This window comes from Crossiella sp. CA198, assembly GCF_052078295.1.
In the GTDB taxonomy this organism is placed as follows: Bacteria; Actinomycetota; Actinomycetes; order Mycobacteriales; family Pseudonocardiaceae; genus Crossiella.
In genome coordinates this window covers 136,028-148,212 of sequence record NZ_JBQJIM010000003.1, presented here as the reverse complement: position 1 = coordinate 148,212, position 12,185 = coordinate 136,028, and the positions used below count along the sequence as shown (strand labels likewise).

The 12,185-nt window shown below is 70.0% G+C and carries 13 protein-coding genes; 7 read left to right on the top strand and 6 right to left on the bottom strand.

Annotated elements, in window-relative coordinates:
* Positions 1-12 precede the first annotated feature (12 nt).
* From ACTOWY_RS05650 to ACTOWY_RS05635, 4 genes are all read right to left on the bottom strand, one after another.
* The gene (locus ACTOWY_RS05650; RefSeq protein ID WP_441308532.1) at positions 13-1,098 is read right to left on the bottom strand and encodes a S1 family peptidase; all 1,086 of its coding nucleotides are present in this window, start codon (positions 1,096-1,098) and stop codon (positions 13-15) included.
* Positions 1,099-1,385: 287 nt separating this feature from the next.
* Positions 1,386-2,681: a M14 family metallopeptidase gene (locus ACTOWY_RS05645; protein ID WP_441308531.1), complete on the bottom strand. Its 1,296-nt coding sequence runs from the start codon at positions 2,679-2,681 to the stop codon at positions 1,386-1,388.
* An 86-nt stretch (positions 2,682-2,767) separates the two neighbouring features.
* The gene (locus ACTOWY_RS05640) at positions 2,768-3,781 is read right to left on the bottom strand and encodes a M14 family metallopeptidase (RefSeq protein WP_441308833.1); all 1,014 of its coding nucleotides are present in this window, start codon (positions 3,779-3,781) and stop codon (positions 2,768-2,770) included.
* Positions 3,782-3,949: 168 nt separating this feature from the next.
* Entirely contained in the window at positions 3,950-5,263 is a 1,314-nt protein-coding gene (locus tag ACTOWY_RS05635; RefSeq protein ID WP_441308530.1) for a M14 family zinc carboxypeptidase, read from the bottom strand.
* A gap of 305 nt (positions 5,264-5,568) precedes the next feature.
* Here ACTOWY_RS05635 and hisD point away from each other — a divergent pair, with 305 nt between their 5' ends.
* The 5 genes from hisD to ACTOWY_RS05610 all read left to right on the top strand — a co-directional run bounded on the left by hisD (position 5,569) and on the right by ACTOWY_RS05610 (position 9,193).
* Positions 5,569-6,891 carry a histidinol dehydrogenase gene (gene hisD, locus ACTOWY_RS05630; RefSeq protein ID WP_441308529.1) on the top strand — a complete coding sequence of 441 codons (1,323 nt, stop codon included), beginning with the start codon at positions 5,569-5,571 and terminating at the stop codon, positions 6,889-6,891.
* The gene (locus ACTOWY_RS05625) at positions 6,888-8,006 is read left to right on the top strand and encodes a histidinol-phosphate transaminase (protein ID WP_441308528.1); all 1,119 of its coding nucleotides are present in this window, start codon (positions 6,888-6,890) and stop codon (positions 8,004-8,006) included. The genes hisD and ACTOWY_RS05625 overlap by 4 nt, the downstream gene beginning before the upstream one ends.
* Complete coding sequence (gene hisB / locus ACTOWY_RS05620; RefSeq protein ID WP_441308527.1) at positions 8,003-8,602, top strand: imidazoleglycerol-phosphate dehydratase HisB; 600 nt, start codon at positions 8,003-8,005, stop codon at positions 8,600-8,602. The genes ACTOWY_RS05625 and hisB overlap by 4 nt, the downstream gene beginning before the upstream one ends.
* 61 nt (positions 8,603-8,663) lie before the next feature.
* The gene (locus ACTOWY_RS05615) at positions 8,664-8,822 is read left to right on the top strand and encodes a hypothetical protein (RefSeq protein ID WP_441308526.1); all 159 of its coding nucleotides are present in this window, start codon (positions 8,664-8,666) and stop codon (positions 8,820-8,822) included.
* Positions 8,823-8,824: 2 nt separating this feature from the next.
* Positions 8,825-9,193 carry a hypothetical protein gene (locus ACTOWY_RS05610; protein WP_441308525.1) on the top strand — a complete coding sequence of 123 codons (369 nt, stop codon included), beginning with the start codon at positions 8,825-8,827 and terminating at the stop codon, positions 9,191-9,193.
* On the opposite strand, the gene ACTOWY_RS05605 is transcribed toward ACTOWY_RS05610, so the two are convergent.
* Together ACTOWY_RS05605 and soxR are read right to left on the bottom strand one after the other, a co-directional pair.
* On the bottom strand, positions 9,194-10,024 hold the full coding sequence (locus ACTOWY_RS05605; RefSeq protein WP_441308524.1) for a MerR family transcriptional regulator: 831 nt from the start codon (positions 10,022-10,024) through the stop codon (positions 9,194-9,196).
* A gap of 37 nt (positions 10,025-10,061) precedes the next feature.
* A complete protein-coding gene (soxR, locus tag ACTOWY_RS05600; RefSeq protein ID WP_441308523.1) occupies positions 10,062-10,523 on the bottom strand; it encodes a redox-sensitive transcriptional activator SoxR in 462 nt (153 codons plus the stop codon).
* Between the two features lie 59 nt (positions 10,524-10,582).
* Between soxR and ACTOWY_RS05595 the strand changes: the two genes are divergently transcribed.
* A complete protein-coding gene (locus ACTOWY_RS05595) occupies positions 10,583-11,275 on the top strand; it encodes a transketolase (protein WP_441308832.1) in 693 nt (230 codons plus the stop codon).
* Positions 11,272-12,183, top strand: a complete 912-nt coding sequence (locus ACTOWY_RS05590; protein ID WP_441308522.1) for a transketolase family protein — start codon at positions 11,272-11,274, stop codon at positions 12,181-12,183. The genes ACTOWY_RS05595 and ACTOWY_RS05590 overlap by 4 nt, the downstream gene beginning before the upstream one ends.
* The last annotated feature ends 2 nt before the right edge of the window (positions 12,184-12,185 follow it).

Here is a 12,185-nt window from a genome sequence, read left to right as displayed (position 1 = left end):
GGCTTGGCTACCTCAGCTGGTCACCAGGCGCAGGCCGTAGGCGCCCAGGATCTCGTTCACCGGCTGGAAGTAGATGATGCCCGCGGCCAGGTCGCCACCGGAGGTGACACCCTGGGCCTGGTTGCCGGAGATGAACGACCCACCCGAGTCACCGCGGTCGGCGCGGGCGTTGGTGCGGGTCAGGCCGGTGACCGCGCCCTGGGCGTAGTTCACCGTCTGGTTCTTGGCCTGCACCGAGCCACAGGTCCAGCTGGTGGTCGAACCCGACTTGCAGATCGAGGCGCCCACCGCGGCCTCCGAGGAGCCCGCCACCCGGACGGTGCCGCCGCTGTAGTTGTTCACCACACCGCGCGGGGTCCAGTTCGCGTTCACCGCGACCCAGGCGTAGTCGTTGCCAGGGAAGGAAGAACCGCGGAAGGTGCCCTGCGCGACCTGGTTGAAGCCCTGGGTCGCGGTGCCGGTCCGGCCGCAGTGCCCGGCGGTGACGAACCCGCCCTGCACCGAGAAACCGACCGAGCAGCGGCCGCCCATGTAGTAGGCGTCGCCACCGCGCACGTCGTAGAGCGGCTCGTTCTTCGCCGCGGCCTCGACCACGGAGACCGCGCCGCGGTCCACCCCGGTCCTGGCCACGAAGTCGGCGGCCTTGGCGGCCTGGCCCGGCTGCACGTTGACCACGACGCGGTTGTTGGCCACGTCCACGTACCAGCCGGAGACGTCGGCGGGCGCCTGGTCCTGGTTGAGCCGGGAGACGACCGAGTCCAGCTTGTTCGCGCTGTGCGCCACGAACTTCGGCTCGGCGCCCGCCGCGCGGACTTCGGCGGCCTTGGCCGCGTCCGTCACGCCGACCACCAGTTTCGCCTGGCCTGCGGCGAAGTGCGCGCCACCGAAGGAGTCGGCCAGCGCGGTGCGCAGGCTCTGCTCGACCGTGCCCGCCTTGGCTTCGGCGGCGACCCGCTGTACCGCCTGGTCAGCGGTGAGGCCGAGGTCGTGCTGCATGGCCTCCAGCATCCCCTGGTTCAGCAGGGGGGAGGACTCGGCGGCGGCCGGCAGGGTGGCCGCCACGGTCGCACCGACCGCGAGCGCGAGTGCGGAGGTCACGATTTTTGCGCGTGCGTTCATCATCAGGGTTTCTCCAGTGCAGTGGTTACAGGGGGACCACGCTGGACAACCGGCGGAGACCTTGTTCGTTGTCCGTGAGATGAACGGTATGGAACCTGCCGCAAACGTTGGCAGGTCCGATCGTATTGGTGCCACAGCAGTATTGAAGGCGGCCATTCTGTTTAAAGGAGAACTTGCGGCAGGAGGAGTCCACAAAGGAAGAACCCCTGGTCGCCGGAGGACGGTGGCGACCAGGGGTTCCGCTGGGGTTTTCGTGGTTCAGCAGATCAGCAGGTCTTGCCGATCACCCGCGGCACACAGTCCGCATAGGACAGCATGAGATCCACCGCGCGGTCGTTGCGAGCAGTCTCACGATTGATCACGGTGTCATTCGGGTAGAAGCCGCCGATGCCGGGACCGCCGCCGTACATCTCGAAGGTGTAGGACCAGATCTTGTGCTGGCCCCACATCCAGTCGGTGATGTCGCCGTCGGTGACGTAGAGGTCGCTGCCCTGCTCCGGCTTGTAGTTGTTGGTCGCCGCCATCTGCCTGCCCAGGGTCTGGAAGGTCCGGGCCTCGTCGGCGTTGAGACCGGGTGCGGTGTCGGCCTTGGTCCAGCCGAAGGGCCACAGCACCAGTTCGCCGTAGGTGTGGAAGTCGATGTTGGCGGTGATCTGCTGCTTGCCGCCGACCACCCTGGAGTTGACGAAGTTGCTCAGCGCCCTGGTCTCCGGCGCGGAGAACGCGGACGGGCCGCGGTAGGTCTCACTGCTCGGCGAACCGCTGGAACCACCGCAGCAACCCCACTTGTAGCCCCAGTTGCGGTTGGGGTCGGTGCCCTGGCCCTGCCGGTTCTTGCGCCAGCTGCGGAAGCTGCCGGAGGCGATGTCGTACTCCGCGCCATCGGGGTTGACGCTGGGGATCACCCAGATCTCCCTGGTGTCCACGAAGTTCTTGATCGCCGGGTTGCTCGCGTAGTTGTCGGTGAACCGGTTCACGATCTGCAGGCACATCTCCACGGTCAGGTGCTCGCGGGCGTGCAGGTTGCAGTTGAACAGGACCTCGGGCTCGTTCTCGTCGGCAGCCACGTTGTCGCTGATCTTGACCATCCACAGGTCGCGGCCCTCGTGCGACTTGCCGATGCTGCGCAGTTGCGCGATCGAGGGGTGATCCGTCTGCGCCTTGCGGATGTTCGCGGTCATCTCCGCGAAGTTGTGGTACCCGGCGTAGCCCGACGGGAAGTCGGCGACCCCGAGGTCACCGCTACGGCCGGGCGTGAGGGCCTTCAGCTGCTCCTCGACCGTGCCCTGCGAGGTGAGGCTGAAGCCCTTGGCGCGCAAGGTCTTCGCCTGTTCGGCGCTGGCGGCCACGGTCATCTTGCCGTGCTGCGCGGAGAGCACGTCCACGCCGGTGTTCGCGACTTCGGTGCGCGCGTCGGCGGTGTGTGTGCCGCCGACCTCGTACACCACGTCACCAGGGGCGGCGGCCTGCGCGGGTGGCGCGCTGACCGAGCCGAGCGGGAGGAGCAGGGCGAGACCGGCGGCCGCGACCGCGGTCGCGACTCTGCGGCGGATCCGCAACATGGTGGCTCCGTTTCTGACAACGTACGCAGGGGTGAGTCGAGAGTGGTTGCGGGGCAAGGGCTCGGCAACCCGTCGGAAGTAGGGGGTCAGCAGGTGCCGCCGACGATGCGCGGCACGCAGTCGGCGTAGGTCAGGATCAGGTCGACGGCCTTGTCGTTGCGGGTGGTCTCCCGGCCGATCAGCTCATCCGGCGGGTAGAAGCCGTACTGGCCGCCGAACATCTCGAAGGTGAAGCTCCAGATCTTGTGCTGGCCCCACATCCAGTCCCGGATCCCGCCGTCGGTGATGTAGAGATCGCTGGCCTGCTGCGGCTTGTACCCGTTGGTGGCCGCCATCTGGGTGCCGAGTTCCTTGAACGCCTTGAGTTCGGCGGCGTTGAGGCCGGGCGCGGTGTCGTCCTTGGTGTAGCCGAACGGCCACATGATCAGCTCGCCGTAGGTGTGCCAGTCGATGTGCGTGGTGATCTGCTGCCTGCCGCCGACCACTCTGGAGTTGACGAAGTTGCTGACCGCCCTGGTCTCCGGCGCGGAGAAGGCCGCGGTGCCCCGGTAGTCGGTGCTGGTCGGGGTGGAGCTGGAACCGCCGCAGCAGCCCCACTTGTAACCCCAGTTGCGGTTGAGGTCGGTGCCGAAGCTGCCGCCGGCGTTGGGCTGGCGGTTCTTCCGCCAGGACCGGTAGGAGCCGGTGGCGATGTCGTACTCGGAGCCGTCCGGGTTCACGTTGGAGGCGACCCAGATCTCCCTGGTGTCCACGAACTTCTTGATCGCCGGGTCGGTGGCGTAGCCCTCGGTGAGCCGGTTGATGATGCGCAGGCACATCTCCACGGTCAGGTGCTCCCGCGCGTGCTGGCTACAGGTGAACAGCACCTCGGGCTCGTTCTCGTCCGCGCCCACGTTGTCGCTGATCTTGGTCAGCCACAGGTCGCGGTTCTCGTGCGATTTGCCGATGCTGGTGGTGCTGGCCAGTCCGGGGTGATTCGTGCCGATCTTGCGCAGTTCGGCGCCCAGCTCGGTGAAGTTGTGGTAGCCGGAGTCCGCAGGCGGGAAGTCCATGATCCGGGCCGGGGCGGCGGGTTTGGCGGTGGCGGACAACGGGATCATCGTGCCCAGGGCGAGGGCGGCGCCCAGTGCGACGGCGAGTCCTCGGGAGAGACGTCTGCGCGACATGTGTCCTTCTTCGTTGCGGTGGCAGGGAATGGTGGAACAGGTACGCCGAATCCGGCCGCCCACTTCGGTGTGGGACGGCCGGACGCGGACCTGGTCAGTGGGTCAGCAGGTCTTGCCGATCACGCGCGGCACGCAGTCGGCGTAGGTCAGCATGAGGTCGACCGCCCGGTCGTTGCGGCTGGTCTCCCGGTTGATCACCTCATCGGGTGGGTAGAAGCCGCCGCCCCAGATCGAACTCGGGAACATCTCGAAGGTGTAGGACCAGATCTTGTGCCTGCCCCACATCCAGTCGATGCTGCTGCCGTCGGTGATGTAGAGGTCGCTGGACTGCTGCGGCTTGTAGTTGTTGGTCGCCGCCATCTGCCTGCCCAGGGTCTGGAAGGTGCGGGCGTCGTCGGCGGTCAGGCCGGGACCGGTGTCCGCGGTGGTGTAGCCGTAGGGCCAGAGCACCAGCTCGGAGAAGGTGTGGAAGTCGATGTTGGCGGTGATCTGCTGCTTGCCGCCGACCACCCGGGAGTTCACGAAGTCCCGCAGCCGCGCGGTTTCCGGCGCGGAGAAGGCCGACGGGCCGCGGTAGGTGTCACTGGAGGTGCTGCCGCTGGAACCGCCGCAGCAGCCCCAGTTGTAGTCCCAGTTCCGGTTGAGGTCGGTGCCTGCCGGGGCCTGCCGGTTCTTCCGCCAGGACCGGTAGGAGCCGGTGGCCACGTCGTACTCGGAGCCGTCCGGGTTGACGCTGGGGATCACCCAGATCTCCCGGCTGTCCACAAAGGACTTGATCGCCGGATCGGTGGTGTAGCCGTCGGTGAACCGGTTCACGATGCGCAGGCACATCTCCACGGTGAGGTGCTCGCGGGCGTGCTGGTTGCAGTTGAACAGGACCTCGGGCTCGTTCTCGTCCGTGGCCACGTTGTCGCTGATCTTGATCATCCACAGGTCGCGGTTCTCGTGCGACTTGCCGATGCTGCGCAGTTGCGCGATGCCGGGGTGGTCCGCCTCGGCCTTGCGCAGCTCCGCGGTGACCTCGGCGAAGTTGTGATAGGCCGCGTCGGCAGGGGGGAAGTCGGCGATCCCGAGATCACCGTGGCTGTGGTCCCCGTGCTCGCCCGCGGCCCGGAACTCCACCTCGAAGCCCTTGGCGCGCAGCACCCGCACCTCGGCCTCGCTCGCCCGGACGCTCATCACGTCCCCGTCGGCGCCCATGACGTCGATGCCGGTCCGGGCCACCGCGCTGCGGAGTTCCGGGGTGCCGACCTTGTGCACGAGATAGATCGCCTTGGCCGCGTGTGCGGCCGCGGCCGCCGCGCTGCTCTCGGCGGGACTGGGGGTGGTGGCGCTGGTCGTCATCGGGGTAGCCAGCAGGAGCGCCGCGCAGGCCGCGGTTGCCGTCGCCAGCAGGGTGCGACGTCTGGTCAACATCGTGCCTCCGATCTTTGACGGAGCGTGATGAGACTTCAGCGTCAGGTAGCCGCGGGTCTGTGGACAACCCGCCCCTCGGCGGGATTGTTCACCAGTTTTTCCCCGTTGACGGGTCGCGGGCGGTCCGGAGCGGGCCTCCGGCGCCACCCCGGGTGGCGGGATGATTTCCGCCGGGACGGCCGCCTGGCCGGAATGGATCCAGCGCGGGCTCGCCGGGCCGTGATAACGCGCACCACCGGACCAGGCCCGCGCGCGGACCGATTAGGCTGGGTACCTGCGTAAACCGTCTACCACGAGGAACCACGATGCTGCGCCGCACCGACCTCCGAGGTCGAGTCCCCTCCGCCGCCGAGCTGCGCGCCACGCTGCCGCGCGCCGAGGTCGACGTGGATGCGGTCCTGCATCAGGTCCGGCCGGTGGTGGAGGCGGTGCGCGCGACCGGGGTGACCGCGGCGCTGGAGTACACCGAACGCTTCGACGGGGTCCGCCCCGCCGCCATCCGGGTGCCGGTGGCCAAGCTGGGCGAGTCCCTGACCGCGCTGGACCCGGCGGTGCGCGCGGCGCTGGAGGAGTCGATCCGGCGGGCCACCCTGGTGCACGCCGATCAGCGGCGGGTGGACAAGACCACCCAGGTGGTGCCCGGCGGCACCGTGACCGAGCGCTGGGTGCCGGTCGGGCGGGTCGGGCTGTACGTGCCCGGCGGGCTCGCCGTCTACCCCTCCAGCGTGATCATGAACGTGGTGCCTGCCCAGCAGGCCGGGGTGGAGTCGCTGGTGGTGTGCTCGCCGCCGCAGGCGGAGTTCGGTGGACTGCCGCACCCGGCGATCCTGGCCGCCTGCGCGCTGCTCGGGGTCACCGAGGTGTGGGCGGTCGGCGGCGCGCAGGCGATCGCGCTGGCCGCGTACGGCGGCACCGACACCGATGGGTCCGAGCTGACGCCGGTGGACCTGATCACCGGGCCGGGCAACGTGTACGTGACCGCGGCCAAGCGACTGCTGCGCGGACTGGTCGGCATCGACTCCGAGGCCGGACCGACCGAGATCGCGGTGCTGGCCGACAGTACCGCCGACCCCGCGCATGTGGCCGCGGACCTGATCAGCCAGGCCGAGCACGACACCCTGGCCGCCAGCGTGCTGGTCACCACCTCGGTGGAACTGGCCGAGGCGGTGGACGCCGAACTCGGGCGCCAGGTGGCCGCGACCAAGCACACCGAACGGATCCGGATCGCCCTCGGTGGCCCGCAGTCCGGCTGCGTGCTGGTGTCCACTGTGGACGACGGACTGCGGGTGGTGGACGCCTACGCGGCCGAGCACCTGGAGATCCAGACCGTGGACGCGGCGGCGGTGGCGGCCAGGGTGCGCAACGCCGGGGCGATCTTCGTCGGGGCCTACGCGCCGGTCTCCCTCGGCGACTACTGCGCCGGATCCAACCACGTGCTGCCCACCGGCGGCTGCGCCCGGCACTCCTCCGGGCTGAGCGTGCAGACCTTCCTGCGCGGCATCCACGTCATCGACTACAGCGAGCAGGCCCTGCGCGAGGTCGCCGCGGCGGTGGTCGCGCTGGCCGACGCCGAGGACCTGCCTGCGCACGGCCAGGCCGTCACCGCCCGCTTCGGCGGTACGTCATGAGCGAGATCATCGGCGCCGGGGTGCGGCTGGACGAGCTGCCGCTGCGGGCGGATCTGCGTGGCCGCTCGCCCTACGGCGCGCCGCAGCTGGACGTGCCGGTCCGGCTCAACACCAACGAGAACCCGTACCCGCCGCCACCCGAACTCATCGAGGACGTGGCCAGGGCGGCGCGCGCGGCGGCGGAAACCCTGCACCGCTACCCGGACCGGGACGCGGTCGAGCTGCGCACCGCCCTGGCGGCCTATCTCAGCACGGCCACCGGCGTCGGACTGAACACGGCGAACCTGTGGGCGGCCAACGGGTCCAACGAGATCCTGCAGCAGATCCTGCAGGCCTTCGGCGGGCCGGGCCGCACCGCGGTCGGCTTCGAGCCCTCCTACTCGATGCACCCGATCATCGCCGCCGGCACCCGCACCGACTGGCTGCCCACGCCGCGCCGGGCCGACTTCACCCTGGACCCGGACGCCGCGGCCGCGGCCATCGCCGACCGCGCGCCGGATGTGGTGTTCCTGACCAGCCCCAACAATCCCACCGGCGGCTCCATCCCGGCGGCGGACCTGCGGCGGCTGATCGAGGCCGCGCCAGGGATCGTGGTGGTGGACGAGGCCTACGCCGAGTTCTCCGCGCGGGAGAGCGCGATCGGGCTGCTGGCGGAGTTCGGCGGCAAGCTCATCGTCACCCGCACCATGAGCAAGGCATTCGCCTTCGCCGGTGGCCGCCTCGGCTACCTGGCCGCCGCACCCGCGGTGGTGGACGCGCTGCTGCTGGTCCGGCTGCCCTACCACCTGTCCACGCTCACCCAGGCCGCAGCCACCGCCGCGCTGCGGCACGCCGAGGGCACCCTGGACTCGGTGCACAAGCTCATCGCCGAACGCGAACGCGTGGTGGAGTCCCTGGCGGACATGGGATTCCGGGTTACCCCCAGCGACGCGAACTTTGTCCTTTTCGGACAGTTCGCGGACGCGCCTGCCGCCTGGCTGTCCTATGTGGACCGTGGGGTGCTGATCAGGGACGTCGGCATCGCCGGGCAGCTGCGGGTGACCATCGGCACGCCCGAGGAGAACGACGCCTTCCTTGCCGCGAGCAAGGAGATCTTTGTGGAGGTGACACAGTGAACCGGATCGCCAGGGTCGAGCGGACCACCAAGGAGTCCTCGATCGTGGTCGAACTCGACCTCGACGGGGCTGGCAAGGTCGACATCGAGACCGGTGTCCCCTTCTACGACCACATGCTGCACGCGCTCGGCTCGCACGCCGCCTTCGACCTGACCGTGCGCGCCACCGGCGACACCCACATCGACGCGCACCACACCGTCGAGGACACCGCGATCGTGCTCGGCCAGGCCCTGCGCCAGGCCATCGGCGACGCGGCCGGGGTGCGCCGCTTCGGCGACGCCTGGATCCCGATGGACGAGACCCTCGCGCACGCCGCGATCGACCTGTCCGGGCGGCCCTACTGCGTGCACACCGGCGAACCGGAGCTGCTGGCCGGATTCACCATCGGCAACAACTACCCGGCCGTGCTGAACCGGCACGTGTTCGAGTCGCTGGCCTTCCACGCCCGGATCGCCTTGCACGTCCGGGTGATCCACGGCCGGGACCCGCACCACATCACCGAGGCCCAGTACAAGGCCATCGCCAGGGCGCTGCGCGCGGCGGTGGAACCCGACCCGCGGATCTCCGGAATCCCGTCCACGAAGGGCGTGCTCTGAGCGGCTCCGCTACCCTGCTGGTCGTTTGCCCCCGCGGGGGCTGGGAACCGGAAGGTGTGTCGTGGTCGTCAAGGACTGGGTGTGGCTGATCCTGCTCGGGCTGGCTGGCTTCCTGCTGGGCGGGGTGTACGTGACCTGGAAGTCCTCGAGGATGTTCGCCTTCGTGCTGCTCGCGGGCGCGATCCTGGCCGCGGCGGGCGCGGTCACCTGGATGATCTGACGGTGACCGCGCCCATTCCGAGATCAGCCGGAATCCTGACCGGTCAGGCCAGGGCGGTGTTGCTGGAGCGCTTCGGCCACCTCGTCGAGGCCGTGTTCAGCTACGGCGCCGTCGAGATCGACCCGGCCCACCTGGTGCTGTGGGTGCTGCTCAAGGGACCGGCGGACGGCCTGCCCGAGTGGTACCAGCCGCACCGCCAGCCCCGCCCGGCCGGACTGCCAGCGGAGCTGCTCGACACCGTGGACGCGATGCGCGCCGCGGTGGTGGACTGCTTCCGCGACCACTGGCCGGACCCCGATGAGCTGCTGATCGGCTTCGACTCGGCCGAGCGGGTCCGCGACCACGGCGGGTACCAGTACTTCCGGGGCTGATCAGGCCTGGGCGAGCGGCTGCTGCAGTTCGGTGACCCAGTCGGACTGGTCGTGGTCCGGCCCGGCCACCAGGTAGAACTCCCTGGACGGGCCTGCCGGGCGGTAGCCGTTGGTCTCCACCCACTTGGCCAGGGCCTGGAACGGGCCGCCGATCTCCATCATCGAGCCGTGGTGCACCAGGGTGGCGGCCTGGGGCACCTCGGGCAGGTCCACGATGGCGAACTCCTGGCCGGGCGCGGCCTCGGTGTTCACCGGGACCCCGGCGTGGATGATGATCGGGCCGTCCTCGCCCTCGGGCAGCTCGTAGTAGGCGATGGTCGGGCCCACCGGGTGCACCCCGGCCTGGCCCAGGACCGCGAACAGCCGGTCGTACAGCGGGCCGATCACCGGGCTGATGCTGCCCGGCGCGAAGTCCGAGGCGGTGCCGGTCAGCTCGGCGATGCGGACCGCGGGCAGGTTCTTGACGACGACGTCGGTGCTGGGCATGCGCCCCTCGCTCTCGATGATGCGGAGCCTCGCCTCGACCTGGTTCAGCCGCTGCCGGGCCGCCGCGATGTCCGCGGCCAGCTCGGTCCGGCGCAACCGCAGCATCCCGCGCAGCTCGGCCGCGTCCACCTGCTCGTCCAGGATCGAGCGCACCTGGTCCAGGGTGAAACCCAGGTCCTTCAACGCGATCACCCGGTTCAACCGGGACAGCTGATCGACCCGGTAGTAGCGGTAGCCGGTGGTCTGGTCCACCCGGTCGGGGGTGAGCAGGCCGAGCTGGTCGTAGTGCCGCAGCATGCGGACGGACACGTGTCCGTGCCTGGCGAAGTCTCCGATACTCAACATGACGAGAGCCGTTGTAGGACCTGACACCGTGTCAGAGTCAACGCCCGCCCTCCACCCGCGGCTTCAGCCCGGGCGAACCCGGGCCGTAGGCGGCCATCGCGTCGTCGGCGTTGTGCAGGAAACAGGACCGCAGGGACAGGCAGCCGCAGCCGATGCAGCCGGTGAGCCGGTCCCGGAGCAGTTGCAGCGCCTCGATCCGGGCGTTCAGCTCCTCCCGCCAGGTGCTGGACAGCCTGGCCCAGTCCGCCTTGGTCGGATTGCGGCCCTCCGGCAGGGTGGCGAGGGCACTCTGGATGTCCTCCAGGGTCAGGCCGACCCGTTGCGCGGCCCGGATGAAGGCCAGTCGCCGCAGTACCGACCGGTGGTATCGCCGCTGGTTGCCCGCGCTCCGCTCGGAGAAGACCAGGTGCTTCTCCTCGTAGAACCGCAGCGCGGTGTGGGGCACTCCGCTGCGTTCGGCGACCTCGCCGATCGTCAGCCAGTTGGGCAGGGCTTCCATGAACGCTTGACCTCCAGTTTGGTCGAGGTTACATGCTCGGAGCCATGACAGCGAAGGAAATGACCACACCGCGGGCCTTCGCCGAGCTGCCCGCGCTGATCGCCAGGATGACCGGCGACGAGAAGCACAGCGCCGCCGCCAACTCGACCATGGACGTGCTGTGGGTGCTCTACGACCGCGTCCTCAACGTCTCCCCGGACCGCCAGGACGACCCGGACCGGGACCGCTTCTACCTGTCCAAGGGCCACGGCCCGATGGCCTTCTACGCGGTGCTGGCCGCCAAGGGCTTCCTGGACGAGTCCGTTGTGGACGACTGGACCGCGTTCGACTCCCCGCTGGGCCAGCACCCGGACCGGGTCCTGGTGCCCGGCGCGGAGATCAGCAGCGGTTCCCTCGGCCACGGCCTGCCCCTCGCCGTGGGCACCGTGCTCGGCCTGCGCGCCCAGGGCCGCACCGGCGTCCGGGTGGTCGTGCTGGTCGGTGACGCCGAACTGGACGAGGGCAGCAACCACGAGGCCATCGCACTGGCCGGGCGACTCGGCCTGGACCAGCTCACCGTGGTGGCGGTCAACAACTTCTCCGGCACGCACGGCTGGCCCGGCGGCATCGCCGACCGCTTCACCGTGGAGGGCTGGGCCGGTCGCACCGTGGATGGCCGCGACCACGACGACCTGTACAGCGCGTTCACCACCCCGCGCCCCGGGCGTCCGCTCGTGGTCGAGGCCCTGATCGGACTGGAGGGTTCGGAATGACCAGCACGACGACCACCACCATGCGCGAGGTGTTCGCCCAGACCGTGTCCGAGGCCATGGACACCGACCCGCGGATCGCGGTCGTGCTGGCCGAGATCTCCAGGGACGCCTTCGCGCCCACCGCCGCCCGGCACCCGGACCGGGTGATCAACGTGGGCATCCGGGAGCAGCTCATGGTCAGCGTCGGCGGCGGCCTGGCCCTGTCCGGGATGCGGCCGGTGGTGCACACCTACGGCCCGTTCCTGGTGGAGCGGCCGTTCGAGCAGATCAAACTGGACCTCGGGCACCAGGACGTGGGCGCGGTGCTGGTCAGCATCGGCGGCTCCTACGACGACCCGGTGTGGGGCCGCACCCACCAGGTGCCCGGCGACGTGGCGCTGTTCGACACCCTGCCCGGCTGGACCGTGCACACCCCCGGTCACCCCGCCGAGGTGCCCGCGCTGCTGGAACCCGCGCTGGCCGGGGACGACCTGGTCTACCTGCGCCTGTCCACCCGCACCAACACCCGGCCCTACGCCGGGGGACCCGGGTTCACCACCCTGCGCCGCGGCCGCCGGGGCGTCGTGCTCGCCGTGGGCACCACCGCGGACGCCGTGCTCGCCGGCACCGAGGGCCAGGACGTGACCGTGCTCTACGCGGCCACCGTGCGCCCCTTCGACGGCGCGGGCCTGCGGGCCGCGATCGAGCAGGTCGACCGGCCCGATGTGGTGCTGGTCGAGCCGTACCTGCGCGGCACCTCCGCGCTGCCGGTCAGCGACGCGCTGCGCCGTCAGCCGCACCGGTTGCTCTCCCTCGGCGTCAGCCGGGACAGCGAGGTCAGGGCGTACGGGACGCCCGAGCAGCACGACGTGCTGCACGGACTCGACGCGGGCGGTATCGCCAAGGCCGTCCGCGAGTTCCTTGGCTAGGC

What these genes read in the sequence shown, in the direction of transcription:
- ACTOWY_RS05640 (WP_441308833.1), bottom strand. Translation starts at nt 3,781, where the DNA reads ATGATCCCGTTGTCCGCCACCGCCAAACCCGCCGCCCCGGCCCGGATC.
- ACTOWY_RS05590 (WP_441308522.1), top strand. Translation starts at nt 11,272, where the DNA reads ATGACCAGCACGACGACCACCACCATGCGCGAGGTGTTCGCCCAGACC.
- ACTOWY_RS05635 (WP_441308530.1), bottom strand. Translation starts at nt 5,263, where the DNA reads ATGTTGACCAGACGTCGCACCCTGCTGGCGACGGCAACCGCGGCCTGC.
- ACTOWY_RS05645 (WP_441308531.1), bottom strand. Translation starts at nt 2,681, where the DNA reads ATGTTGCGGATCCGCCGCAGAGTCGCGACCGCGGTCGCGGCCGCCGGT.
- ACTOWY_RS05625 (WP_441308528.1), top strand. Translation starts at nt 6,888, where the DNA reads ATGAGCGAGATCATCGGCGCCGGGGTGCGGCTGGACGAGCTGCCGCTG.
- ACTOWY_RS05595 (WP_441308832.1), top strand. Translation starts at nt 10,583, where the DNA reads ATGACCACACCGCGGGCCTTCGCCGAGCTGCCCGCGCTGATCGCCAGG.
- hisD (WP_441308529.1), top strand. Translation starts at nt 5,569, where the DNA reads ATGCTGCGCCGCACCGACCTCCGAGGTCGAGTCCCCTCCGCCGCCGAG.
- soxR (WP_441308523.1), bottom strand. Translation starts at nt 10,523, where the DNA reads ATGGAAGCCCTGCCCAACTGGCTGACGATCGGCGAGGTCGCCGAACGC.
- ACTOWY_RS05605 (WP_441308524.1), bottom strand. Translation starts at nt 10,024, where the DNA reads ATGTTGAGTATCGGAGACTTCGCCAGGCACGGACACGTGTCCGTCCGC.